The 23,102-nt window shown below is 72.5% G+C and carries 17 protein-coding genes; 8 read left to right on the forward strand and 9 right to left on the reverse strand.

What is annotated here, in order from left to right:
* The first annotated feature begins 350 nt into the window (after positions 1 to 350).
* On the forward strand, positions 351 to 1,652 hold the full coding sequence (locus tag AB0I67_RS30750; protein WP_357930456.1) for an AarF/ABC1/UbiB kinase family protein: 1,302 nt from the start codon (positions 351 to 353) through the stop codon (positions 1,650 to 1,652).
* 963 nt (positions 1,653 to 2,615) lie between these two features.
* Here the strand turns inward: AB0I67_RS30750 and AB0I67_RS30755 are convergent.
* The 6 genes from AB0I67_RS30755 to AB0I67_RS30780 form a co-directional block, all read right to left on the reverse strand.
* Positions 2,616 to 3,326, reverse strand: coding sequence for a phosphotransferase (locus tag AB0I67_RS30755; protein WP_357930459.1), 711 nt, complete (start codon positions 3,324 to 3,326; stop codon positions 2,616 to 2,618).
* Positions 3,327 to 3,910: 584 nt separating this feature from the next.
* Positions 3,911 to 4,075, reverse strand: a complete 165-nt coding sequence (locus AB0I67_RS30760) for a hypothetical protein (protein WP_357930461.1) — start codon at positions 4,073 to 4,075, stop codon at positions 3,911 to 3,913.
* Positions 4,076 to 4,357: 282 nt separating this feature from the next.
* Positions 4,358 to 4,546, reverse strand: a complete 189-nt coding sequence (locus AB0I67_RS30765; protein ID WP_357930464.1) for a hypothetical protein — start codon at positions 4,544 to 4,546, stop codon at positions 4,358 to 4,360.
* Between the two features lie 61 nt (positions 4,547 to 4,607).
* On the reverse strand, positions 4,608 to 4,877 hold the full coding sequence (locus tag AB0I67_RS30770) for a WhiB family transcriptional regulator (protein WP_357930467.1): 270 nt from the start codon (positions 4,875 to 4,877) through the stop codon (positions 4,608 to 4,610).
* A 482-nt stretch (positions 4,878 to 5,359) separates the two neighbouring features.
* Positions 5,360 to 6,232 carry an acyl-CoA thioesterase II gene (locus tag AB0I67_RS30775; protein WP_357930469.1) on the reverse strand — a complete coding sequence of 291 codons (873 nt, stop codon included), beginning with the start codon at positions 6,230 to 6,232 and terminating at the stop codon, positions 5,360 to 5,362.
* 105 nt (positions 6,233 to 6,337) lie between these two features.
* Positions 6,338 to 8,455: an ATP-dependent DNA helicase UvrD2 gene (locus tag AB0I67_RS30780; RefSeq protein WP_357930472.1), complete on the reverse strand. Its 2,118-nt coding sequence runs from the start codon at positions 8,453 to 8,455 to the stop codon at positions 6,338 to 6,340.
* A gap of 211 nt (positions 8,456 to 8,666) precedes the next feature.
* Here AB0I67_RS30780 and AB0I67_RS30785 point away from each other — a divergent pair, with 211 nt between their 5' ends.
* Complete coding sequence (locus tag AB0I67_RS30785; protein ID WP_357930475.1) at positions 8,667 to 9,527, forward strand: alpha/beta hydrolase; 861 nt, start codon at positions 8,667 to 8,669, stop codon at positions 9,525 to 9,527.
* Positions 9,528 to 9,597: 70 nt separating this feature from the next.
* Entirely contained in the window at positions 9,598 to 9,846 is a 249-nt protein-coding gene (locus AB0I67_RS30790) for a glutaredoxin domain-containing protein (protein ID WP_357930478.1), read from the forward strand.
* Positions 9,847 to 9,867: 21 nt separating this feature from the next.
* Here AB0I67_RS30790 and nudC read toward each other — a convergent pair whose 3' ends face one another.
* Complete coding sequence (nudC, locus tag AB0I67_RS30795) at positions 9,868 to 10,821, reverse strand: NAD(+) diphosphatase (RefSeq protein ID WP_357930481.1); 954 nt, start codon at positions 10,819 to 10,821, stop codon at positions 9,868 to 9,870.
* Between the two features lie 113 nt (positions 10,822 to 10,934).
* Between nudC and AB0I67_RS30800 the strand changes: the two genes are divergently transcribed.
* The 5 genes from AB0I67_RS30800 to AB0I67_RS30820 are packed head-to-tail and all read left to right on the forward strand — an operon-like array spanning position 10,935 to position 16,562.
* Positions 10,935 to 12,059 (forward strand): siderophore biosynthesis protein, encoded by a 1,125-nt coding sequence (locus AB0I67_RS30800; protein WP_357930483.1) that lies wholly within the window; start codon positions 10,935 to 10,937, stop codon positions 12,057 to 12,059.
* A complete protein-coding gene (locus AB0I67_RS30805) occupies positions 12,056 to 13,537 on the forward strand; it encodes an IucA/IucC family protein (protein ID WP_357930486.1) in 1,482 nt (493 codons plus the stop codon). The genes AB0I67_RS30800 and AB0I67_RS30805 overlap by 4 nt, the downstream gene beginning before the upstream one ends.
* Entirely contained in the window at positions 13,512 to 15,044 is a 1,533-nt protein-coding gene (locus AB0I67_RS30810) for an IucA/IucC family protein (protein WP_357930489.1), read from the forward strand. Before AB0I67_RS30805 ends, AB0I67_RS30810 begins: the two co-directional genes overlap by 26 nt.
* Entirely contained in the window at positions 15,041 to 16,126 is a 1,086-nt protein-coding gene (locus tag AB0I67_RS30815) for an alanine racemase (RefSeq protein ID WP_357930492.1), read from the forward strand. Before AB0I67_RS30810 ends, AB0I67_RS30815 begins: the two co-directional genes overlap by 4 nt.
* 22 nt (positions 16,127 to 16,148) lie before the next feature.
* Complete coding sequence (locus AB0I67_RS30820; RefSeq protein ID WP_357930494.1) at positions 16,149 to 16,562, forward strand: hypothetical protein; 414 nt, start codon at positions 16,149 to 16,151, stop codon at positions 16,560 to 16,562.
* A gap of 8 nt (positions 16,563 to 16,570) precedes the next feature.
* Here the strand turns inward: AB0I67_RS30820 and AB0I67_RS30825 are convergent, their stop codons facing one another.
* Both AB0I67_RS30825 and AB0I67_RS30830 read right to left on the reverse strand, forming a co-directional pair.
* On the reverse strand, positions 16,571 to 19,846 hold the full coding sequence (locus tag AB0I67_RS30825; protein ID WP_357930497.1) for an ATP-dependent DNA helicase: 3,276 nt from the start codon (positions 19,844 to 19,846) through the stop codon (positions 16,571 to 16,573).
* Positions 19,840 to 23,061, reverse strand: coding sequence for an ATP-dependent DNA helicase (locus AB0I67_RS30830; RefSeq protein ID WP_357930499.1), 3,222 nt, complete (start codon positions 23,059 to 23,061; stop codon positions 19,840 to 19,842). Before AB0I67_RS30830 ends, AB0I67_RS30825 begins: the two co-directional genes overlap by 7 nt.
* Between the last annotated feature and the right edge of the window lie 41 nt (positions 23,062 to 23,102).

Below are 23,102 nucleotides of genomic sequence, written 5' to 3' on the forward strand. Positions count from 1 at the left end.
CCACGGACGGGGACCCCGTGGCCGACCCTGCCCTTCCCGGCCGCTCAGAGCACGAGGGGTCGTTCGAGGGTGGGGAATCCCGTGGGCGGGGGTCGTCCGAGGGTGGGGAAACCCGTGGATCGGGCCTGTCCGAGGGCGAGGAGACCCATGGACGGGGACCGTCCGGGGGTGGTGAGTCCCGTGGGCGGGGATCGTCTGAGGGTGGTGAGTCCCGTGGGCGGGGATCGTCTGAGGGTGGGGAGTCCCGTGGGCGGGGATCGTCTGAGGGTGGGGAGTCCCGTGGGCGAGGGTCGTCTGAGGGTGGGGAGTCCCGTGGGCGAGGGTCGACGAGCGATCTGCCGCGGCGGGCGTTGACCCGCTCGGCCAAGCTGGCCGCCCTGCCCCTGAGCTTCGCCGGTCGCACCGCCGTCGGCCTCGGCAAGCGCATCGGCGGCAAGCCCGCCGAGCTCGTCGCCCAGGAGATCCAGCAGCGTACGGCCGACCAGATCTTCAAGGTCCTGGGCGAGCTCAAGGGCGGAGCGATGAAGCTCGGCCAGGCGCTGTCCATCTTCGAGGCCGCCCTCCCCCAGGAGATCGTCGCCCCCTACCGCGCCACGCTCACCAAGCTTCAGGAGTCCGCCCCGCCCCTGCCCGTCGCGACCGTCCACCGCGTCCTGTCCGAGGAACTCGGTGACGACTGGCGGGAGAACTTCCGCTCCTTCGACGACCAGCCCGCCGCCGCGGCCTCCATCGGCCAGGTCCACCGCGCCGTCTGGCACGACGGCCGCGCCGTGGCCGTCAAGATCCAGTACCCGGGCGCCGGCAAGGCCCTGCTCGGCGACTTCAAGCAGCTCGCCCGGCTGGGCAAGCTCTTCGGCGTCCTCCTGCCCGGCCTCGACATCAAGGCCGTCCTCACCGAGCTTCAGGAGCGGATCGCCGAGGAGCTCGACTACCTGCGTGAGGCCGAGGCGCAGCATGCCTTCGCGCTGGAGTTCAAGGGCGACCCCGACTTCTGCGTGCCCGACGTCATCGCGGCCAACGAGCACATCCTGGTCACCGAGTGGATGGAAGGCACTCCCCTGTCCCGGGTCATCGCCTCCGGCACCCAGGAGGAGCGGGACCGGGCCGGGCTGCTGTTCGTGCGGTTCCTCTTCTGCTCGCCGGCCCGGGTCGCCATGCTCCACGCCGACCCGCACCCCGGCAACTTCCGCCTCCTGCCCGACGGGCGGCTTGGCGTGCTGGACTTCGGCGCGGTCAACCGGCTGCCCTCCGGGTACCCCAAGGTCTTCGGGCAGCTCACCCGGATCTTCAACCAGGGCGACATGGCCACGGTCATCGAGGGCCTCCGGGCCGAGGGCTTCATCCGCCCGCACATCGACGTCGACCCCGACGCCCTGCGTGCCTTCCTTGCCCCGTACGTCGAACCCACTGCCGTGGAGGAGTTCACCTTCAGCCGGGAATGGCTCCAGGCGCAGGCCGCCAGCGTCACCGACCTCCGGCCCACCAACGTCGTCCGCCAGCTCAACCTTCCGGTGTCCTACGTCCTCATCCACCGGGTGCATGCGGCTGGGGTGGGCGTCTTGTGCCAGCTCGGCACCACGGCCCGCTTCCGCGACGAGGTCATCCGCTGGGTCCCCGGCTTCACCGACGACGAACCCGCCCCCGCCCACTAACCCCCGCCTTCCCGCCTACCCCTCCCCGCGCCCCCGCCTTCCTGCTACCCGCCCCTCACCTTTCTGCTACCCGCCCCTCACCTTCCCGCCCGCTCTACCGGCTGGCCCCACCTTCTTGCTTTCTGCCCGCCGACCCCGCCCTTCTTGCCCCCGTCTCGCCCGCTAGCGCCGCCCCATCACGCCCGCTCCGCCCGGTGACTCCCCACGATCGCGCCCGGTCCGCTCGCTGACCTACGCCTCCCATTCATCCCCGACTCGCTCCTGGCTGGCCCTTCGCCAGCGCACCCGCTCGTGCCGCCAACCTGGTGACCGCCCGCACACGGCTCGTCCGTACACCACTTGCCCTTGGCCCGGCTCGTCCTGGCCCAGCACGCCCCAGCCTGGCTTACCCCTGGCCTGGCTGGCCCTGCGTTAAGCCTGCTCGCACACGGCTCGCCCGCACACGACTCGTCCACGGCCGGATCGCCCAGCCCTGCACGCCACCAGCCCTGCACGCCCGCAGCCTGGCTCGCCCCGCGCTAGGCCCGCCCGGTGGGCTCCGCCCGCGCTCGCCGTCCACCTCGGCCCCCGGCTGGCCCACTGGCCGTCCATTGAACCCTCGCTGGTCTGGCCTCGTCACCGACCTGGCTCTTGGCCACCGGTGTGGCCTGGCCTCGCGGTTGGCCTCCGCGATGGCCTTGGGGTTGGCTCATCAGCACGGCCCGATCAGGGGTCGATCCGTGCGGAGGCAGTGCGGTTCTGGGAGGGGGCTGTCAGCGCGGCTCGGCAGGGAGCCTCTGCTGGATGAGGCACTGCTAGCCGCACTGGGTGAGGGAGGGCTGGCACCGCGGCTCGGCGGGGAGCCCCTGCTGGATGAGGCCCGCTGCTAGCTGCACTGGCTGAGGGGCGGGTGCCCGCCGTACTGGTGAGGGGCGGACGCCCGCCGCCTCGGAGTGACAAGGTTTCCGGTTCGGGCGGGGGTGGTTAGAGGGGGAGGTTGGCGTGGGTGAGCTCCTGGCGGAGTTGGGTGAGCCAGGTGGTGCGTAGGTGGGTGCCGTTGGGGAGGTGGTCGTCTCGGTCCCAGCGCCAGGTGGTGATCATGGCGAGGACGAGGAGCCGGCAGTACTGCAGCAGGACTGGGTCGATGTCCGGGTAGTAAGGGGCGACCTGCTCGGGGGTGTGGGCGAGGTCGAATTCGATGGGGCCGCGGCAGCAGGTCTCGAAGTCGATGAAGAGCAATCCCCCGCTGGTGGAGAGGAGGTTGCCGGGGTGGGGTTCGCCGTGGAGCAGTTGTTCGGGGGCGCCGCGGGAGACGATCAGGTCGGACAGGGTGCGCAGGGTGTCAAGGAGGAGGGTGCGGTCGGCGGTGGGGAGGGCTGGCGTGTGGGTGGGGTTTGAGAGGAGGTCTTGGGCCGTGGCGACTCGGTCCAGGAAGTGGGGGGTGGGGAGGGTGATTTGGCGCATGCCGGTGTGCAGGTGCTTGAGGGCTCTGGCGTAGGCCGATGGGGAGGGGGCTGGGGGTGGGGTCGGTGGGTGGTAGGTCCAGAGGGTGATCAGGAAGTCGTCGTGTTCGTAGGTCTGGGGGGTGACTCGGGGGTCGGGGGCGGCGGCTGGGGAGCCGGCCTTGGCCAGTTCTAGGGCGAGGTCGAGTTCGTAGGGGGTGGGTGGGTGTGATGCGGGGGTTACGCGGGCCACGGTGTCGCAGGGGAGCAGGCGGAGGGTGAGTCTGTTCGAGGCTTGGAGGAGGACGGCCTCTTCGGCTTGTAGGCCCAGGGAGGTGGCGGTTGCCAGGGCTGCGGTGGTTGCGCGGGTGTGGGGTGTGGTCGTGGCTTGGGGGTGGTCGGGTGGCTGCATTGGGGCTCCAGCGGGCTGCGTATGGGAAGGGTTATGGGCGGGGCGGGTTGTGGGGCGCCTTGGGCCGGGTTTGGCCTACACGTCCCCGCATTCGGGCAGGTGGGGAGATGCTCAAGGTGGCAGGTGTCGCGGGGACACGCTTAGCGTTCGGGCGTCTTGGGGGCCACTCAAGGGCGGGAGTGGCAGGTGCGGCGGGACACGCTCAGCGCTCGGGCGTCTTGGGGGCCGCTTAAGGGCGGGAGTGGCAGGTGTGGCGGGACATGTTCAGCGTTCGGGTGCCTTGGGGGCCGCTCAGGGGCGGGAGTGGGAAGTGGGCAGGGGTCGGCGCTCGGGCGGGTGGATGAGACGCCGAAGGCCGGAGGTGTCTTGGGGACACGTCCGGCCTTCGGCGTATTGGTTCGACCTGCCGCGGGAGGCGGGGGAGGTCAGAGCTGGTGGGTGAGGGCGCGGTGGAGGCGGTCTGCGGCGCGGCGTAGGTCGCGGCGGGCACGCTCCACACGGCGTACTCGGTTGAGCAGGCGTTGCTCGGCGGCCTCACGGTGCATGGTGTGCATTCGTTCGGAGACGAGCTCGGGATACGGGAAAGACATGGTGGAAATCTCCAGAAAAAGGCAGCGTTAAGGGGGCCAGGGGCGGACGAGCCCCTGGCCAAGGGGCGGGGTGAGCCTTGGGAGAGGGCTCGCCCATCCTGAGCCTGGGGAGGCTCAGGGTGGGTCAGCCCAGCCAAGCGGCTCAGGGTGGGTGAGCCACGCAAGGCGGCTCGAGGTGGGCGAGCCCCCTAGGCGGCTCAGGGTGGGTGAGCCCCGCTAGGGCGGCTCAGGGTGGGTGAGCCGGGGAAAGCGGCTCGGGGTGGGTGAGCCCGGGAAAGCGGCTCAGAAGGTGAGGGCGCGGTGCAGCCGTTCGGTTGCCCGGCGCAGGTCGCGACGGGCGCGCCGGACGCGCTCCAGGCGGGCGATCAGCCGCTGCTCCTCCGCCTCCCGGTGGAGGTTCTGTATTCGGTCTCTGACCAGCTCTTGGGACAGATGCGGCAGTTCGAGACCGTGGGCGGTGTGAAGGGTCATCGGATGGCTTCTCTCTTGCTCGAAGTTCTCGGTGGTACAGCAGGCTCGCGGGGTGCGAGGGTCAGGCAGCGACCGGGTGCTTCCGCGGACGTCCGCGGGGCCGCTTACGCGGAACGACGGTTCCGCGGAGGATGAGCTCGCCGCCCCAGACGCCCCACGGCTCCTCGCGCTCCAGCGCGCGGGCCAGGCAGGCCTCCCGGATCGGGCAGCTACCGCACAGGGCCTTGGCGAACTCGACGTCGTCCGGCGACTCGGCGAACCAGAGGTCGGGGTCGGTACGGCACGGGATCTTGGCTTCGTCGATCAGGTCCATGATCGGCTGCGCCCCCATGGTTTCTCCTTGGGTCGTACTGATGGTTTTGGTTGGGCTACCTCGTGGGCGGTGGGGGTCTGCGGAAAAACAAAGAGGCCGCGGATCCTGTCTGCGGATCCGCGGCCTGGAGGCTGGTTGATAGCCGGTCAGGTTATGACCGGTCTATCCCTCCAGGGATGCGGACCACGCAGTCCACCCTTGTTGGCGATCTGCTGGGTCGGCTCGTACACCGGAGCGCCGGCGGCGGCCGGGACTCCGAAGCTGGCGGGCAGGGAGAAGACAGACTTCTCCCGCTGCAGGCGTGCCGGGCCATCGGCGAGAACCGGGCCCGAGTGACGGCATGCGGAAGCGAGCCACTGTGTGGCCATCACGTGCTTCATGCTGATCATCACCAGGACTCACCTCCACTCATGGATCGTCGGACAGGAGTGTCCGACTCGCTTGACCATGACCCTAAACCGGGAAGCCGGGAAGGGGCAACATATTTTCTACCTGCGATTTTACGACTTCGTCGTGCGGATCATCGCTTCCTGAACCACGGACACCACCAGGTCTCCGGCTTCAGTGAACATCTGCCCGCGCGCCAAGCCGCGTGCGCCCCCCGACCAGGGGGACTCCTGAGCATAGAGCAACCACTCGTCGGCCCTGAACGGGCGGTGGAACCACATCGCGTGGTCCAGGGAGGCGCCCATCACGTTGGACGCGCCCCAGGCCAGCCCGTTGGCCAGCAGGACGGTGTCGACGAGGGTGAAGTCGGAGGCGTAGGCGGCCAGCACCACGTGCAGCAGCGGGTCGTCGGGCAGTTCGGCGTCGAAGCGGAACCACACGTTCGTCTCGGCGCTGCGCAGGGACGGGTCCTTGTGCGCCTCCCAGGTGAGCGGCGAGGCGTAGCGGGTGTCCACCGGGCGGGGACGCTCCAGCCAGCTCTGCCACGTCGGGTCGTCGCCCACGACCTCGCGCATGCGCTCCTGGAAGGTGGGCAGCTCCTCCGGGCTCGGCACTCCCGGGGCGACGGCGGCGTGGTGCTCGATGCCTTCCTCCGCGATGTGGAAGGAGGCGGACATGGTGAAGATCGCCTTGCCGTGCTGGATCGCGACCACGCGGCGCGTGGTGAACGACCGGCCGTCACGGACCCGTTCGACGTTGTAGACGATCGGGATCGACGGGTCTCCGGGCCGGATGAAGTAGGCGTGCAGCGAGTGCACGAACCGGTCCGCCGGGACCGTCCTGCCCGCGGCCACGAGCGCCTGCGCCGCCACCTGACCGCCGAACACGCGCTGGATCCGCTCCTCCGGGCTCCTGCCACGGAAGATGTCCAGCTCGATCTGCTCCAGGTCGAGCAGGTCCAGCAGCTCCTTGAGCGCCTCGTTCACGCCGCCCCCAAACTCTGATGTATCACCACGAACAGTGTGCCGCCTCGGAAGGCTCGCTTGGACGTGGGGTCCGGTATTTCCCCGCCCAGGACCGCCGGCCGGCGGTCAGAGGTCGAAGTGGTCGGGGGGCGCCTGCGAAAACTCGCCGCGGCACAGGGACAGGACGGCTTCGCCGTACTTGTCGAGTTTGACGCGGCCGATGCCGGCGATGGAGAGCAGTTCCTGCTCCGTCGTGGGCACCCGTTCGGCGATGGCCTGGAGGGTGACGTCGGTGAAGACGACGTACGACGGGATCTTGGCTTCCTTGGCGGCGGCGGCCCGCCAGGACTTGAGCGCGGCCAGCAGGGCCTCGTCGTAGTCGGACGGGCAGGTGGCGCACCGCCCCAGCTTCTGCTCGGCCGCCCCGGACAGGGTCTTGGCGCAGACCCGGCAGGTGATGGGCCCGGCAGGCGCCCGGCGCTCGCGAGAGGAGGAGGACGCCGAGCCGCCCGAGGACGAGGCCCGGGAGCCGGACGGGCGCGACGACGACCCGGTCGAGGGCCGCCCGGTGAGGCCGTCGAGGAAGCGGGAGGGCTTGCGGCTGCGCCGTCCGCCGGGAGCGCGGGCGAGGGACCAGGACAGGTGGAGGTGCGCCCGGGCGCGGGTGACGCCGACGTAGAGCAGCCGCCGCTCCTCCTCGATCTGCTCGGGGGACTCGGCGTAGATGATGGGCATCATCCCGTCGGTGAGCCCGACGAGGAAGACGGCGTCCCATTCCAGGCCCTTGGCGGCGTGGAGGGAGGCCAGGGTGACGCCCTCGACGGGCGGGGCGTGCTGCTCGGCGGCCCGGCGTTCGAGTTCGGCGACGAAGGCGGGCAGGTCGCCGCCCTCGGCCGCGAGGTCCTCGGCGAGGTCGGCCAGGGCCTTGAGCGACTCCCACTTCTCCCGCGCCTTGCCGCCGCCGCTGGGCGGCTCGGCGGTGAGGCCGATGCCGGACAGGATGGAGTGCACCTCGGCGGCCAGCGACTGGCCGGGGTCGGCGGAGCGGGCGGCGCCGCGGAGCAGGACGACGGCCTGGCGCACCTCGGGCCGCTCGAAGAACCGCTCGGCGCCGCGCAGCACGTAGGGAAGGTCGGCCTTGGCGAGGGCTTCCTCGTAGTTCTCCGACTGGGCGTTGACGCGGAAGAGCACGGCGATCTCGCGGGCGGGCACGCCGCGCTCGATGAGGCGGCGGATCGCCTGGGCGACGGCCATGGCCTCGGCGGGCTCGTCGTCATACTCGGCGAAGACCGGCTTGGGCCCGTCGGGGCGCTGGGCGAGGAGTTCGAGCTTGTGCGGGCTGCGGCTCTTGGCCAGGACCAGGTTGGCCAGCCCGACGACCTGCGGGGTGGAGCGGTAGTCGCGCACGAGCTTGATGACCGCGGCCCGCGGGTGCTCGACGGCGAAGTTGGTGAGGTAGCGCGGGCTCGCCCCGGTGAAGGAGTAGATCGTCTGGTTGGGGTCGCCGACGACGCAGAGGTCGTCGCGCCCGCCGAGCCAGGTGTCGAGCAGGAGCTTCTGCAGCGGGTTGACGTCTTGGTACTCGTCCACGACGAAGTAGCGGTACTGCTGCCGGATCTGGGTGGCGACCTCCTGGTGCTCGGTCATCACCGCGGCGGTGAGCTCCAGGATGGTCTCGAAGTCGACCAGGTGCCGCTCGCGGCGGATCTGCTCGTAGGCCTCGTAGAGGCGGGCGACCTGCTCGGCCTCGATCGGCGGGCTGCGGTGGTGCTTGCCCGCGGCGGCGACGTAGTCCTCCGGGCCGACCTGGCAGACCTTGGCCCACTCGATCTCGGAGGCCAGGTCGCGCAGCTCGGCGCGGTCGGGGGTGCGCCGGACCAGCCGGGCGGCCTCGACCAGCAGCGGCAGCTTGGACTCGATGACCGAGGGCGCCGAGCCGCCGATGACGCGGGGCCAGAAGTAGGTGAGCTGGCGCAGGGCCGCGGCGTGGAAGGTGCGGGCCTGGACACCGGGCGCGCCGAGGGCGCGAAGGCGCTGCCGGAGCTCGCCGGCGGCCCGAGTGGTGAAAGTCACAGCCAGCACACCGGAGGCCTCGACGACCCCGCTGCGCACGGCGTGGGCGATGCGGTGGGTGATGGCCCGCGTCTTTCCCGTGCCTGCTCCGGCGAGCACGCAGACCGGGCCGCGCACGGCTTCGGCCACGGCGCGCTGTTCCGGGTCGAGCCCGGCCAGAACGTCATCCACTCGTCCATCCTCCCAGCAGGTGGCGAAGGACTCTGCCAACCTGGCAATATTCCAGGCGCCAAGGGAGAGTCACGCCGACTCCAAAAAGCTAGGCCATCGCCCCGACAGAATCGGGCGCGGAAGGACCTCAGCAAGACCATCGCCACGGCGGCGGAGGGAAAGGAAGGCCCGTTTGCGAACCGCGGTTTCCGTAGCTGCGCTCGCTCTCGTCGTGCTCGCACCGACGGCCGCGCAGGCGGCTGTGAAGGATCCGACACCGGAGCCGACCGTCCAGACCACCCCCGACTCGCACGGAGTCGGCGGCACCGCCAAAGAGACCCTCTCGTACGGCAAGCAGTACCACCAATCCATGGACGTCTGGTGGACCCCCGACGGCGTCAAGCGCCCCGGCATCTTCGTCATCCACGGCGGCTGGTGGTCCTCCGGCGACAAGACGATGACCAACTCGATCGTGCGGAGCTACGCCGAGCTGGGCTACACCGTCTTCAACGTCAACTACCGCCTGTCCGGCGAGGCCCCCTGGCCCGCGCAGCGCTCCGACGTGCTGGACGCGATCGAGACCGCGGTCAAGCACGCCGACCGCTGGGCCTTCGACGCCAAGAACTACGTGGTGATGGGTTTCTCCGCGGGCGGCCATCTGGCGGCGAGCGTCGGCACCTTCGGCGACGGGCTGCTGCCGGGGCTCAAGGGCGTCGTCGGCGTCTCCCCGGTGATCTCGCCGTTGCTGGCCTACAACGACGGCGAGAACGCGGCCGAGGTCAACGCGCGCAAGCTGGGGCTGGCCGCGATCCAGCTGGCCGGCGGCTGCGTGCCCAAGGAGTGCGCGCGGGTGTGGGCCAGCATGGAGACGCAGTGGCACGCCTCGCGGGGTGACGCGCCGATGCTGACCGTCCACGGCGAGCAGGAGTTCGTGCCGCCGCGGCACAGCCTGCTGCTGAAGAACATGCTCGGGCAGGTCGGGGTGCCGATGACGGTGTTCACCACGCCGGGCGCCGATCACAGCGCGCCGGTGTACCGGGCGCCCGGGGTGGCCGAGCGCATCCAGAAGTGGATCTTCGAGCGCATCGGTTAGGGTCCCCGGGATTACGCACGACCCCCCGGTTGTTGCAGTGAGCGCCTTTGACAAGGAAGGAACCCCTGAAATGGCGCTCACGGTCTACAGCACGACCTGGTGTGGTCCCTGCAAGCGGCTGAAGTCGCAGCTCAGCCGGGAGGGCATCCACTATCGGGAGATCGACATCGAGGCCAACCCCGGCGCGGCCGAGTTCGTGATGAGCGTCAACAACGGCAACCAGGTCGTTCCGACCGTCGTGATCGAGACGCCCAAGGGCAAGATCGTCCGGACCAACCCGAGCGTGATCGAGGTCAAGGCGCTGCTGCAGCAGGCCTGAGCCTGCGGACCGGCCGGCCGGTCACCAGTCGCCGGCCAGATGCTCGCCGTACCAGGTCTCGATCAGCCGTCGCGCGATCGAGACCGGCGGCGGCAGCCGTACCTCGCCCTCCTTGAGGGCTTCGGCCAGCTCGTCGCGGGTGAACCAGCGGGCCTCGGCGATCTCCTCCTGGTCGAGCAGCAGGTCGGTGGAGACGGCGTCGGCGAAGAAGCCGAGCATGAGGCTGCGCGGGAAGGGCCAGGGCTGGCTGCCGAGGTAGCGCGGGTTGATCACCGGCACGCCGACCTCCTCGGCGACCTCGCGGATCACCGCGTTCTCCAGCGACTCCCCCGGTTCCACGAAGCCGGCCAGGACCGAGAGCCGGCCGGCGGGCCACTGCGGGCCGCGGGCGAGCAGACAGCGGTCGTCGGCGTCGCGGATCAGCATGATGACCGCGGGGTCGACCCGCGGGAAGTTGAGGCTCTCGTCGACCGGGCAGCGCCGCACGTGCCCACCGTGCTCGATCTCGGTGCGGGCGCCGCAGCGCGGGCAGTGCTGGTGGGTGGCGTGCCAGGCCTCCAGGGCCACCGCGTAGACCAGGAGTCCGGCGTCGCGGTCGCCGAGCAGGCCGCCGACCTGGCGGAGCCCGGCCGGGATGATCTCGCCCTCGGGGGCGTCGGCCAGGCTCAGTGGCACGGTCACCCGGCGCGAGGCCTCCACGTCGTGGGTGAGCGCGGCGGCCACCGCGAAGTAGACCGTCTCCCCCTCGACGCCGAGCAGGTAGCGATCGCCGGGCGGCGCCTCCGCGGTGGTGTAGAGGACGGCCTGGACCTCCTCGCCCTGCCGGCGCACCAGCGTGTGGCCGTCGTCGATGAGCAGGACCCGGGTGTCGGGGTTGTTCCAGGCCCGTTCGAGCCAGGCCGCGTCCGTGCGCAGGGCCGAAGATCTGTCGACAGTGCCGCGAGCCAGCAAGAGCGGCCCGATCAATTGCTCCACTCATGAAATCCTATGACCTCCGGGTTACCGGAACAGGCCGCGAGTTGATCTCCAGAAGGCTAGGATCAAGAAGTTAGGTTAGCCTTACCTGATCTTCCCGGGGGTGCCCTGCGTTGCGGCTTTACCTGACCGCGCTCAAACCGACCGACTCGGTGACCGACGGTTTCCTGCCCGCGGCCCGCGCGCTGGGTTGCGAGGTCACGATCCTCACCGACCGGCCGGAGCAGCACCCTGACGCCGTCCTCTGCGACGTCAAGGACCCGCGGGCGCTGATCGACACCGTGGCGGAGCTCGGGCGGCCCGACGCGATCTTCTCCAACTCCGACCACCTCCAGGCCGAGACCGCGCTGGCCGCCGACTACTTCGGGCTGCCCGGCAAGGACTGGCGGGCCTGCCTGGCGGCCAAGAACAAGCACCTCATGCGCCGCGGGCTCGCCCCGCTGGAACAGGTCTTCGCGCTGCGGCTCCCGCCCGGGCGGCCGGTGCCCGCTGGCCTGCCGTACCCGCTGGTGGTCAAGCCCCGCGAGGGCGTGGCCAGCGAGGACGTGGTGCTGGCCGGGGGCGAGGCGGACGTCGAGGCGGTCAGGGCCAGGCGGCCGGGTGAGGCCGTCGTGCTGGAGGAGTTCCTGGAGGGCCCGCTGTACACGCTGGAGACGCTGGGGGACGCCACCGGGATCCAGGTGCTCGGCGGCTTCCGCACCACGCTGGGGGCCTTGCCGTACTTCGTCGAGGAGCGCCTGGACTGGGCGGACCCGCCGGAGCGGGAGCACGTGCTGGGGGCGCTGCGGATGCTCGGCGTGGGCTTCGGCGCCTGCCACACCGAGTACGTGCTGACGGCGGACGGGCCGCGGATCATCGAGGTCAACTACCGCGCCATCGGCGACCACTGCGACTTCCTGCTGGCCGAGATCCTGGGCGTGCCGCTGTTCGAGCAGATCCTGCGGGTGCACCTGGGCGAGCCCGCGCCCGTCCCGCCGGCCGCCCGGGGGTACGGCACGGCGGTCAGCGTGGTCGCCGAGCGCTCCGGCACGATCACCTCGGCGCCCGGCGAGCTGGAGCTGGTGGACGGCGAGGTCCGGCTCTGGCATCGTCCGATCCGGGGTGTCGGTGAGATGGTGCGCCAAACGCATACGAACCGTGACTACCTCGGCGTCATCCGGGCGGTCGGCCCCTCGCGGGAGGCGGTGGAGCGCGCGGTGACCGCCTTCCGCGCGGCGCGGCCCTGGGTGCTGTCGTGATCGCCACGCGGGTGCTCAACGCCCTCCTGCGCGAGAACTACGGCGGCCTGGGCGGCCGGGTGTCGCGGACGAAGGCTGGCGTGACGCTCGCGCTGCCCGGCGGCCGGACGGTACGGCTGGCGCCGGGCCGGGTGTTCCAGGACTTCGTGGTCGCCCCCGGCGAGCAGGTCGGCCTGGAGGAGGTGCTGGCCACGCTGGAGTCGGTGGCCGATCCGGCCGACGCCGCCGGGGTGGCCGCCTTCCGGCGCGAGTGCGCGGAGGCGGCGATGGCCCAGGCCCTGGTGGACGAACGCCGTGAGGAGATCCTCGGCCGGGTGCGCGGCCGCTCGCTGATCGAGTACGAGACCCTCGCCGCCTTGGCCGACCACCCGATCTACCCCACCTCGCGGGCCCGCAGCGGGCTGAGCGCGGCCGACCTGCTGGCCTACGCGCCCGAGTTCGCCCCGTCCTTCGAGCTGCGCTGGGCGGCGGTGCCCGGCGAGCACCCGCGCCCGGCGTTCTTCCCCGGTTTCGCCCGGGTCGGCCTGCCGGAGCTGGCCGGGCACAGCCTCTTCCCGGTGCATCCGCTCTCGGTGGACCAGGTGCGGCGGATCGAGGGCGTCGTCCTGGCCCCCGAGCCGTTCCTGACCGTGCGGCCGACGCTGTCGATGCGCACGGTCGAGGTGGACGCCCGCACGCACCTGAAGCTCCCCCTGGCCACCAGCACGCTCGGCCTGCGCAACCGCCGCTCGATCAAGCCCGGCACGCTGCACGACGGCGCGCTGGCCCAGCGGCTGCTGGAGGAGCTGGCCGAGCCGGGCGTGCACGTGGCCGACGAGCAGACCTACGCGCACGCCGGGCACGAGTACCTCGCCTGGCTGGTGCGGCGGCTGCCCGAGGGGGAGATCGTCCCGGTGGCCGCCTTCCCGCACGCCGGGCTCACCGAGGACGAGCTGGCCGGCTACCTGGATCTTTTGCTGCGCTGGAACGTCCGGCTCTTCGTGCGCTACGGCGTCGCGCTGGAGGCCCACCAGCAGAACCTCGCCCTGATCCGGGGCCGCGGGCTGCTGATCAAGGACAACGACGGCCTCCTGGTCAGCCCCGCGCGGCTCAAGGCCGCCGGGCTCACCCCGCCGGACTTCCTCGACGAGCGGCTCAGCACCGACGACCCGCACGCCCTGGCCGACGTCTTCGTCACCATCACCCTGCACCTGGCCGCCGCCGCGGTGGCCTTCGCCGCCCTCCCCCACGAGCGGGCCGCCGGCCTGCTGCGCGACACCCTCGCCGCCGCGCTCGCCGAGCACGGCGACGACCCCATGGCGAGGATCCTGCGCGCCCGCACCCTGGAGGCCGACCGGCTCACCGGCAAGTCCATGGTCATCGCCGGGACCCTCGTCGCCAAGGAACGCACCGGCGCGCGCGACGTGAACAAGTTCTACGGCACCAGCGGTCCCAACTACCTCCGAGGAGTACGTGAACGTGGAAAGCCTGGTCCTTGACCCGACGGCGGCCCTCGCCGAGGAGGCGAGCCTCGCCGCGCTGCTGAGGTGCTGCGTGCGCGAGGTCGCCGGGGTGCGCGGGCTGGTCTGGCCCGCTCCGCCGTACCTGCTGCTGCGGGTGGGCGGGACGCTGCTGCGCGCACGGGCGTACGGCGGGGCGGCGCTGCGCTTCGAGGGCGCGCCCGAGCGCCTGGAGAGCGGGACCTGGCGGCCCCTGACCTCCGACGAGCTGGTGCGGCTGGTGGAGGCGGAACTGCCGGGCGGCAACCCGGAGTTCGCCCGGCAGGTGGCCGCCAGCCGGGAGGCGATGGCGGAGATCCTGCGCTCGCGGGCGACGGCGGCGGCTCCCGCCGACCCGTGGCTGGCCTCGGAGCAGGCGCTGGTCTACGGCCACCCCTTCCACCCGAGCCCCAAGGCCCGCGGCGGCGACGGCTGGCTGCGTTACGCGCCGGAGGCGCACGCGGAGTTCCCGCTGCGGCTGCTGGGCGTGCGGCGCGACGTGCTGGTCGAGGAGGGCGACGCGAGCGCCCTGGACGTGCTGGGACGGGCGCCGGAGGGCTACGCGCTGCTGCCCGCGCACCCGTGGCAGCTCGACCTGCTCGGCGTGGGCTTCGACGAGCGCCTGGTCGACCTGGGCGAGAGCTCGTGGCCGGTCAGCCCCACCTCCTCGGTGCGCACGGTCTACGACCCGGTGGGCGAGGTCTGCCTGAAGTTCAGCCTGGACGTGCGGATCACCAACTGCGTGCGGAAGAACGCCTGGTACGAGCTGGCCGGGGCGGTCGAGCTGACCTCCCGGCTGCGGCCGGTCTTCGCCGCGCTGGCCGAGACCTTCCCCGGCACGCGCTGGCTGGCCGAGCCCGGCTACCGCTCGGCGGCGCTCGGGACGCGGCTGCTCGAAGGGCTCGGCGTGATCGTGCGGCAGAGCCCGTGGGCGGTCAGCGACGCCACGCCGGTGCTCGCCGGGGCGCTGGCCGCCGGGCCGATCCGCACCGCCGACCCGGCCGGCTGGTGGTCGGCCTACGTCAGCGCGGTCGCCCTGCCCGTCCTCGACGCCTACTTCCGGCACGGGGTCGTGCTGGAGGCCCACCTGCAGAACGTGCTGGTCGGGATCGGGCCCGGCGGGCCGCGCGAGGCGATCTTCCGCGACCTGGAGGGCACCAAGCTGGTGGGCGGCCGGCACGACCTGACCGGGCTCGACCCCAGGGTGGCCGCCGCGCTCAGCTACGACGCCGAGCGCGGATGGGCGCGGGTGGTGTACTGCCTGGTGGTCAACCACCTGACCGAGATCGCCGCCGCCCTCGCCGCCGACGAGGCGGCGCTGCGCGGGCTGTGGCGGGTGGCGCGGGACGTGCTCGCCGGGTACGCCGACCGGGTCGGCCGGCCGCTGCCGCTGTCGGACCTGCTGGCCGGGTCGCCGCTGCCGGCCAAGGCCAACCTGTCCGTCCGCTGGGCCCGCGACGCCGACCGGCACGCCGGGTACGTCCCGATCGCGAACCCGTTCGCATGAGCCTGATCCCCGGCCGCGTGCGGGAGGCGGCCGAGCGGCTGACCGCCTTCCCGGCCTACCTCTACGACCTGGCCGCGCTCGACGAGCACGCGGCAGCCGTACGGCAGGCGATGGGCGAGACCGAGCTGTACTACGCGGTCAAGGCCAACCCCGACCCCGAGCTGCTGCGGGTGCTGCGCCCGCACGTGGACGGGTTCGAGGTCTCCTCCGGCGGCGAGTTCGCCCACGTGCGCGGGTTGTTCCCCGACGCCCGGCTGGCCCTGGGCGGGCCGGGCAAGACCGACGAGGAGCTGCGCCTGGCCGCCGGCGCGCACCGGGTGCACGTGGAGTCGCCCGCTGAGCTGCGCCGGCTGCTGGGGCTCGGCCGGCCCGCCGAGGTGCTGCTGCGGCTCAACCTCGACCTGGAGGTGGCCGGCGCGGCGCTGGCCATGAGCGGCCCGTTCGGCATGGACGCCGACGCGGTGGCCGAGTGCCGGCCGCTCTTCGCCGGCCAGGTCCGGTTCCGCGGCGTCCACGCGCACCTGGCCAGCGGGCTGGAGGCTCCCCAGTTGCTCGGCCTGGCCGCGGAGCTGGCCGGGCAGCATCCGAAGGAGGTCAACCTGGGCGGCGGCATGGCGGTCGACTACGCCGCGCCGGACAGCCGCTTCGACTGGGCGGCCTACGGCGCCGGGCTGGCGGCCCTGCGGCGGCCAGGCCAGACCCTGCGCGTGGAGCCGGGCCGGGCGCTGACCGCCTACTGCGGCTACTACGTGACCCGCGTGCTCGACGTGAAGCGCACCCGCGGCGAGCTGTACGCCATCCTCCAGGGCGGAACCCACCACCTGCGCACGCCGGTGACCAAGGGTCACGACCAGCCCTTCACCGTGCTTCCCGGCCGCGACCGCCCGGACGGGCCGGAGGAGCCGGTGACGCTGGTCGGGCAGCTCTGCACGCCCAAGGACGTCTTCGCCCGGCGCGTCCCGGCCTCGGTGCGCACCGGGGACGTGGTGGTCTTCGCGATGGCCGGGGCCTACGCCTGGAACATCAGCCATCACGACTTCCTCATGCACCCCTGGCCCGCGTTCCACCACCTGTTTGGCTAGGGTGGTCGCCGGGGGGTAATTCATGATCGAACAACGACTGCGGCTCGGCACCGGCTTCAAGGACGCCGAGCGCGAGAAGATCGTCGGCCTGCTCCAGCCGATGGAGGCGCACCTGCGGCGCTTCGCCGAGGAGAAGGTGGTCCTCGACCTGAGCGTCAAGGACCGCGACAGCGCCGACCAGCAGGTCACGCTGGAGCTGGAGATCGCCGGCTGGCCCAAGCTGGTCGCCACCTCGCGCGACCGCGACCTGCACGACGGGCTGATGGACGTACGGCACGACATCATCCGGCAACTGCGCGACTCCAAGGAGAAGCGGGAGCCGCAGAAGAACCGCAACCTGCGCGAGCCGCTCAGCGGGCGGCCGCTGCAGGAGCCGCAGGCCGAGGCGGACGAGGACCCGGACCTCACCGATCCGGGCCTGATCAGGGAAGCCTGAGGGCTTGGTCAGGGAGCCTTGACGCCCGAGGCGGGCGCGGTCGGCACCGCCTCGATCAGCGCCACCAGGCCGGCCTCGTCCAGCAGGTCCACGGGACGGACGGTCTGGTTGAGCCGGACGTAGTGGAAGGCCGCGCGGACCCGCTCGACGGGCACGCCCGCCAGGTGCGACCAGGCCAGCCGGTAGGCGGCCAGCTGCACCGAGGCGGCCCGCGCGGCCTTGCCGGCCGGCTTGCGCCCGGTCTTCCAGTCGACCACCTCGTAGCTGCCGTCGGGCGCCTGGAAGACGGCGTCCATCCGGCCGCGCACCAGCCGGTCGGCGATCATCGTCTCGAACGGCACCTCCAGGTCGAGCGGGCGCCGCCCGGCCCACTCCGACTCCTCGAAGCGGAGCTGCAGCTCGGCCAGCCGGACATCGGCCTCCTCCAGCTCCGTCTCCAGCAGGTCGAGGTCGTCGATGAGGCGCTGCTGGTCCCAGCGCGACTCCAGCCAGCGGTGGAAGGACGTGCCGCGGCGGGCCAGCGGGGCCGGCTTGCGCGGGACCGGCCGGCGGATGCGGCGGGCCAGCTCGCCCGGGTCGCCGGCCAGCGTGACCAGCGAGGAGACGGTCAGCTTGGAGGGCAGCTCCACGGCCAGCCCGGCCCGCTCGCGGTAGGCGGCGCGCTCGCGCAGCAGCAGGTCGGTGTCGCGCTGCCAGGCCTTGACCCGCTCCTCCTCGAAGGGGCGCAGGCCGGTGTCCTCGGCCGCCTCCATGATCCCGGCCAGCGCGTCCTCGACCAGGCGGGCCCCGTCGAGCACCGATTCGTACCGCAGGCCCTCGGGCGTCACCGGCCACGTGGCCTCGGCCGGCTCGGCCAGCAGCGGGTTGCTCGCCCCGTCCTCCAGCTCGGGCGCCCAGAAGGCCACCCGGTCGGCGGTGTCACGCACCTCCAGCAGGAACTGCGAGGGCTCCAGCGGCTTGGTCGCGCTCCCCCAGCGGTAACCGGAGGCGATCAGGTGGTAGTGGGCGCGGGTGACCGCCACGTAGGCCAGGCGGCGCTCCTCGGTCAGGTCGCGCTCGCGGCACTGCTCCTCGAAGTCGGCCAGGTCCTCCTTGCCCAGCCCGGCCAGGCGCGGCAGGTCCCCGGCGTCGCCGCGCAGCGGGTAGGGCAGCTTGCGCGGGTTGTCGGTCCAGCGGGAGTTGGTGACGGGCGTGGCCGGGAAGATGCTGCCGGTGGTCACCGCGCCCTTGGAGCTGAGCAGTTGCGACAGCCCCGGCACGACCACGACCGGCCACTCCAGGCCCTTGGAGGCGTGCACGGTCATCAGCTTCACGCTGTTGCTCTCGCCGACCCGGCCGCCCTCCAGCCCGAACTCCTCGCTCTCGGCCGCCTGCAGGTAGGCCAGGAAGGCGCCGAGCGTCGGGTCCTCGGAGTCACCGGCGAAGCGGGAGGCGGCGTCCTGGAAGGCGTCGAGGTCGGCCCGCGCGGCGAACGCGCCGCCCCGCGCGCCCACCTCGATGTCGAGGCCCATCCGGCGTTCGACCTCGGTGATCAGGTCGGGCAGCGGCTGGCCGGCATGCGCGCGCAACGTGCGCAGCTCCTGGGCGTAGGCCACCAGCCGGGTCGCGGCCAGCGGCGAGAACAGCTCCAGCCACGCCTCGCGGTCGGGCAGCTCGTCCAGCGCGTCGACCAGGCTGCCGCGTTCCTCGGCCAGGTCGGCGACCACCTGGTTGAGCGGGTCGCTCTCCCGTTTGCCGCCCTCGCGCAGCTCGCGGTTGAGCTCGCGGGCGCACTCGCCGAGCTGCTTGAGGTCGGCCGGCCCGATCCGCCAGCGCGGCCCGGCCAGCAGCCGCACCAGCGCGTCGCCCGCGGTGGGGTCGTAGAGCACGCGCAACGTCGCCACGATGTCGTTGACCTCGGGCACGGTCAGCAGGCCGCCCAGGCCGACCACCTCGACCGGGATGCCGCGCTCCTCCAGCGCCCGGCGCAGCGCCGGGAACTGCGAGCGCTTGCGGGCCAGGATCGCCACGTCGGACGGCTGGAGCTGCGGCGTCTTCTGCTTCCTGCGCTCGCCGTCGCCCCACGGCAGGCCATCGGGGGCGACCTCCATCCGCAGCAGCTTGTCGATACCGTCGGCGATCCACCTCGCCTCGTCCTCGGCCGTCTCGTGGAAGGCGCAGGTCACCCGGCCGCGCTCGACCCGATTGGGACCGGGCACCAGCACGGGCACCTCGCGCGCCTCCATGCGGAGCGGGAGCTGCACCCGCGCGGCCACATCGAGCACGCGGTCGCCGTTGCGGAAGCTGACGCTGAGCTGGCGCACCGGCGCGGGCTCGCCGCCGGCTGCCGGGAAGTCGCTCGGGAAGCGCCGCAGGTTGCCCGCCGAGGCGCCACGCCAGCCGTAGATGGACTGGCACGGGTCGCCGACCGCGGTGACCGGGTGGCCGCCGCCGAACAGGCTGCGCAGCAGCACGAGCTGGGCGTGGCTGGTGTCCTGGTACTCGTCCAGCAGGACCACCGAGTAGCGGTCGCGCTCGATCTCGCCCACCTCGCGGTGGTTGGCGGCGATCCGCGCGGCCAGCGACATCTGGTCGCCGTAGTCGATGACCTCCCGCTTGCGCTTGACCCGCTGGTAGGCCTCCACCAGGGGGAGCAACTGCTCCCTGGCCGCCTGTACGGCAAGCGGCTTGGCCTGCGCCTGGACGATCCGGCCGGGGAGCTTGCCGTACTGGGTCTGGAGCCACTCCCCCACCTCCCGCACGTCGGCGGCGCCGCGCAGGTGCTCCGACAGCTCCCCGGCCAGCTCCAGCACGGCGGCGGTCACGCTGGAGGGGCCGAGCTCGACCTTGTCCATCGGCCCGTCGTACATGGCGACCACGCGGGAGGCGAGCTGCCAGGAGATCGCCGGGGTGACCAGCCGCAGCGTGGGTTCGAGCGCCTCGCGCAGCGCGTGGTCGGTCACCAGGCGGGCGGCGTAGGCGTGGTAGGTCGAGACGGTCGGCTCGTTGTCGAGCACCTCCGGGGCGACCAGCCCGGCCTCGGCCAGCCCGTTGAGCCGCTCCCGCACCCGGTGGGCGAGCTCGGCGGCGGCCTTGCGGGTGAAGGTGAGGCCCAGCACCCGCTCGGGACGCACCAGGCCGTTGGCGACCAGCCAGACCACGCGCCCGGCCATCGTCTCGCTCTTGCCGGAGCCCGCGCCGGCCATGACGACCATGGGCTCCAGCGGGGCGTCGATGACCTTGGCCTGTTCGGGGGTCGGGGGAAGGATGCCGAGCTTCTCGGCGAGTTCGACCGGGTTCAGCACACCTGGCCCCCGTTGTCGTTGACCGGGCAGGAGTTCTTGGCGGCGCAGGTGCGGCAGCCGTCGTTGACCTTGGCCTGGAAGAAGGGGCCGGACATGCCGAGCGCCACCGTGTCGACCAGTTCCCTGGCCCACTCGGGGTTGCCGTCGTCGGCGAGGGCCTGCTGGCGCTGCTCCACGGCGTTCTTGCCGGCCGCCTTGCCCACCTGCACCAGCGCCGCGCCGCCGGGCTTGGTCAGGCCGTGCTTGGCGAAGGCCTCCAGGAGTACGGCGAGCTGATAGACCCCGAGTTGGGGGTGGCGGTCGAGCTCGTCGGCCTTGGGCTTGCTCGCGCCGGTCTTGAGGTCGATGATCACGGCCCGGCCCTCGGAGTCGCGCTCCACCCGGTCCACCCGGCCGCGGATCTCGACGCCCTCGGAGACGATCGCGGTGAACGACTCCTCCAGGGCGACCAGGTCGCGCTCGTTGTTCTTGTGCCACTGCACGAACTTGTTGATCATCTGCTCGGCGACCTGGCGCTGCTTGCGGTTGAACCAGACGCCGCCGAAGTCGAGCTCGTTCCAGATCTCGTCCAGGCGGGCGCCGAGCAGGTCCTCGCTGGGCAGGTCGGTGGCGGCGAGCACGGCCAGGGCGTGGATCACGTTGCCCAGGCCCTGGGCGGTGCTGGTGCCGGCGGCGCCGACCGCGGTCTCCAGCAGCCAGCGCAGGCCGCACTTGGTGAAGTTCTCGACCGCGGACGGGGAGATGCGCACGATGTTGTCGGGCCAGCCGAGCGGCCGGTCGTCGGTCATCGTGGTGAGGGCGTACCAGTCGTTGGGGTGGGCGCCCTGGACGCCCGCGGCGGCGAGCCGGGCGAGCTGCCTGGCCGCCTCCTGCCGGACCTTCGCCGGCTTCGTGGGGTCCACCACCGCGCTGCGCAGGTCGGCCACCAGCGCGGACATGGTCAGCCAGCGCGCCCGGTCGTCCACGCCGGCCGCCTCGACCGCGCCCGGCATCAGCTCGGTCAGGAAGCGCGACGGCCGCTCCTCGGTGTCCTCGCCGCCCACCGCGGTGACCACCAGGCGCTTGCGGGCCCGGGTCGCGGCCACGTAGAACAGCCTGCGCTCCTCGGCCAGGAGCTTGGACGCGAGCTGGGCCGAGGCGACCTGCGCCGAGTCCATCGCGCTGCCCTCGGCCAGCTCCACCAGCGTCTCGGCGCCCAGCATGGAGCCGCGCAGCCGCAGGTCCGGCCAGACGCCCTCCTGCACGCCCGCGACCACCACCACGTCCCACTCCAGGCCCTTGGACCGGTGCGCGGTCAGCACCCGTACGGCGTCGCCGTCGGGGGCGCGTTCTGCCAGGGTGTCGCCGGGGATCTCCTGGCTGGCCAGGTCGTCGATGAAGACCTCGGGGCCGGCCTTGGGCATGCGGTCCACGAACCTGGCGGCGTAGTCGAACAGCGCCACGACCGCGTCGAGGTCGCGGTCGGCCTGGGCGCCGCGGGAGCCGCCGGCGATGCTCTGCTCGGTCCAGCGCTCGGCCAGGCCGCTGGCGCTCCAGACCTCCCACAGGGCGTCCTCGGCCGTTCCGCCGTGCCGTACGGACTGTTTGGCGACGGCCAGGAGCTTGGCGACGCGTTCGGCGGGGAGGGCGACGTGCGGCTCGACCGGGGTCAGCTCGCGGGCGTCGCGCAGCGCGGCCACCAGCAGCTCGCCCGAGGTGCGGGGCTCGGTGGGCAGCGTGCTGGGCTCGGCCTCCTCGGCGGCCAGGGCCTCGTTCTCGGCGATCTTGAGCGCGCGGCGCAGGCGGCGGACACCGATCATGTCGGTGCCGCCGAACGGGCCGGTCAGCAGTTCCTCGGCCACGCTCTCGTCGAGCATGGCGGGGTTGAGGGCGATGCGCAGCAGGGTGAGCAGCGGGCGGACCCCTGGCTCCTGGGCCAGCGGCACCTCGTCGCCGGCCACCAGGGTGGGCACCCCGGCCGCCACCAGCGCGCGGCGCAACAGCGGGACCTGGCGGGTCGCCGAGCGCACCAGCACGGCCATGCGATGCCACGGGACGCCCTCGATCAGGTGGGCCCGGCGCAGCGTGTCGGCCACCACGGCGGCCTCCTGGTTCGTGCTGTCGGCCAGGAGCACCTTCACCTCGCCCGGCTCCGCCTCGGGCAGCGGGGCCAGCTCGCGGTGGCCTCGCGTGCGGGACGGCGCCGCCCACGCCGGGGGCCGCACCGGGCCGGTGTCGTGCGCAGCGGGGTCGGGCTCGGCGAGGTCCGGCTCGGTGGGGGTGGGCGGGACCGGGAGGCGGGCGGCGACCCGGCGGGAGGCCTCCAGCAGGGCCGGGCCGCTCCTGCGGCACACGCGCAGCGCCACGACCGGCGCCTCGCGGCCCTCCCGGTCGCGGAAGCGCTCCGGGAAGCGCAGGATGCCCTGCACGTCCGCGCCGCGGAAGCCGTAGATCGACTGGTCGGGGTCGCCCACGCAGATCAGCGTGCGGCCGTTCCCGGCCAGTTGCTGCAGCAGGTACTCCTGGGCCGGGTCGGTGTCCTGGTACTCGTCCACGAACACCACGTCGTAGGCGGCCTGCTCGCGCCGCCTGATCTCCGGATCCGACAGCAGCCCGCCCGCCTCGCGGATCAGCTCGGCGTAGTCGAGGGCCGGCTCCGGGTCGAGGTCGAAGCGCGACTCGTACCGCAGGGAGAAGCGGCCGGCGGCCACCCAGTCGCCCCGGCCGTACTGGCGGCCCAGCGCGACGAGTTGCTCGCCGTCCAGCCCGCGTTCGGCCGCCCGCGACAGGAAGTCGCGCAGCTCCTCGGCGAAGCCGCGGGTCTTCAGCGCCTCGCGCAGGGACTCCGGCCAGCCGCGCGCGCCGTCCTCCAGCTCGCCGTGGAGCAGCCTGCGGACCTCCAGCAGTTGCTCGGGCCCGCTCAGCAGCCGCGGCATCGGGGCGCCGGACAGCACCGCCTCGCGCCGGATCAGCGCGTAGGCGTAGCTGTGGAAGGTCAGCGCCAGCGGGGTCCTGGTGGTTCGCCGCATCCGGCCGGTGATGCGCTCCCGGAGCTCTCCGGCCGCCTTGCGGCTGAAGGTGAGGATGAGCACGCGCTCGGGGTCCATCCCGCGCCGCTCGACCCGGTCGACCACCGCCTCGACGATCGTGGTCGTCTTGCCGGTGCCCGGACCTGCGAGGACCAGCAGGGGGCCGCTCCGGTGGTCCACCACGGCACGCTGATGCTCGTCGAGCACAGGAGCCGCAACAGGACCCCTGCCCCCACGTCGCACCAACC

This window comes from Nonomuraea sp. NPDC050310 (genome assembly GCF_040655795.1).
Taxonomy (GTDB): Bacteria; Actinomycetota; Actinomycetes; order Streptosporangiales; family Streptosporangiaceae; genus Nonomuraea.

Excerpts from the sequence above, each read along its gene's own strand:
- AB0I67_RS30760 (WP_357930461.1), bottom strand. The coding sequence starts at position 4,075 with ATGTCTTTCCCGTATCCCGAGCTCGTCTCCGAACGAATGCACACCATG.
- AB0I67_RS30765 (WP_357930464.1), bottom strand. The coding sequence starts at position 4,546 with ATGACCCTTCACACCGCCCACGGTCTCGAACTGCCGCATCTGTCCCAA.
- AB0I67_RS30770 (WP_357930467.1), bottom strand. The coding sequence starts at position 4,877 with ATGGGGGCGCAGCCGATCATGGACCTGATCGACGAAGCCAAGATCCCG.
- AB0I67_RS30790 (WP_357930478.1), top strand. The coding sequence starts at position 9,598 with ATGGCGCTCACGGTCTACAGCACGACCTGGTGTGGTCCCTGCAAGCGG.
- AB0I67_RS30815 (WP_357930492.1), top strand. The coding sequence starts at position 15,041 with ATGAGCCTGATCCCCGGCCGCGTGCGGGAGGCGGCCGAGCGGCTGACC.
- AB0I67_RS30820 (WP_357930494.1), top strand. The coding sequence starts at position 16,149 with ATGATCGAACAACGACTGCGGCTCGGCACCGGCTTCAAGGACGCCGAG.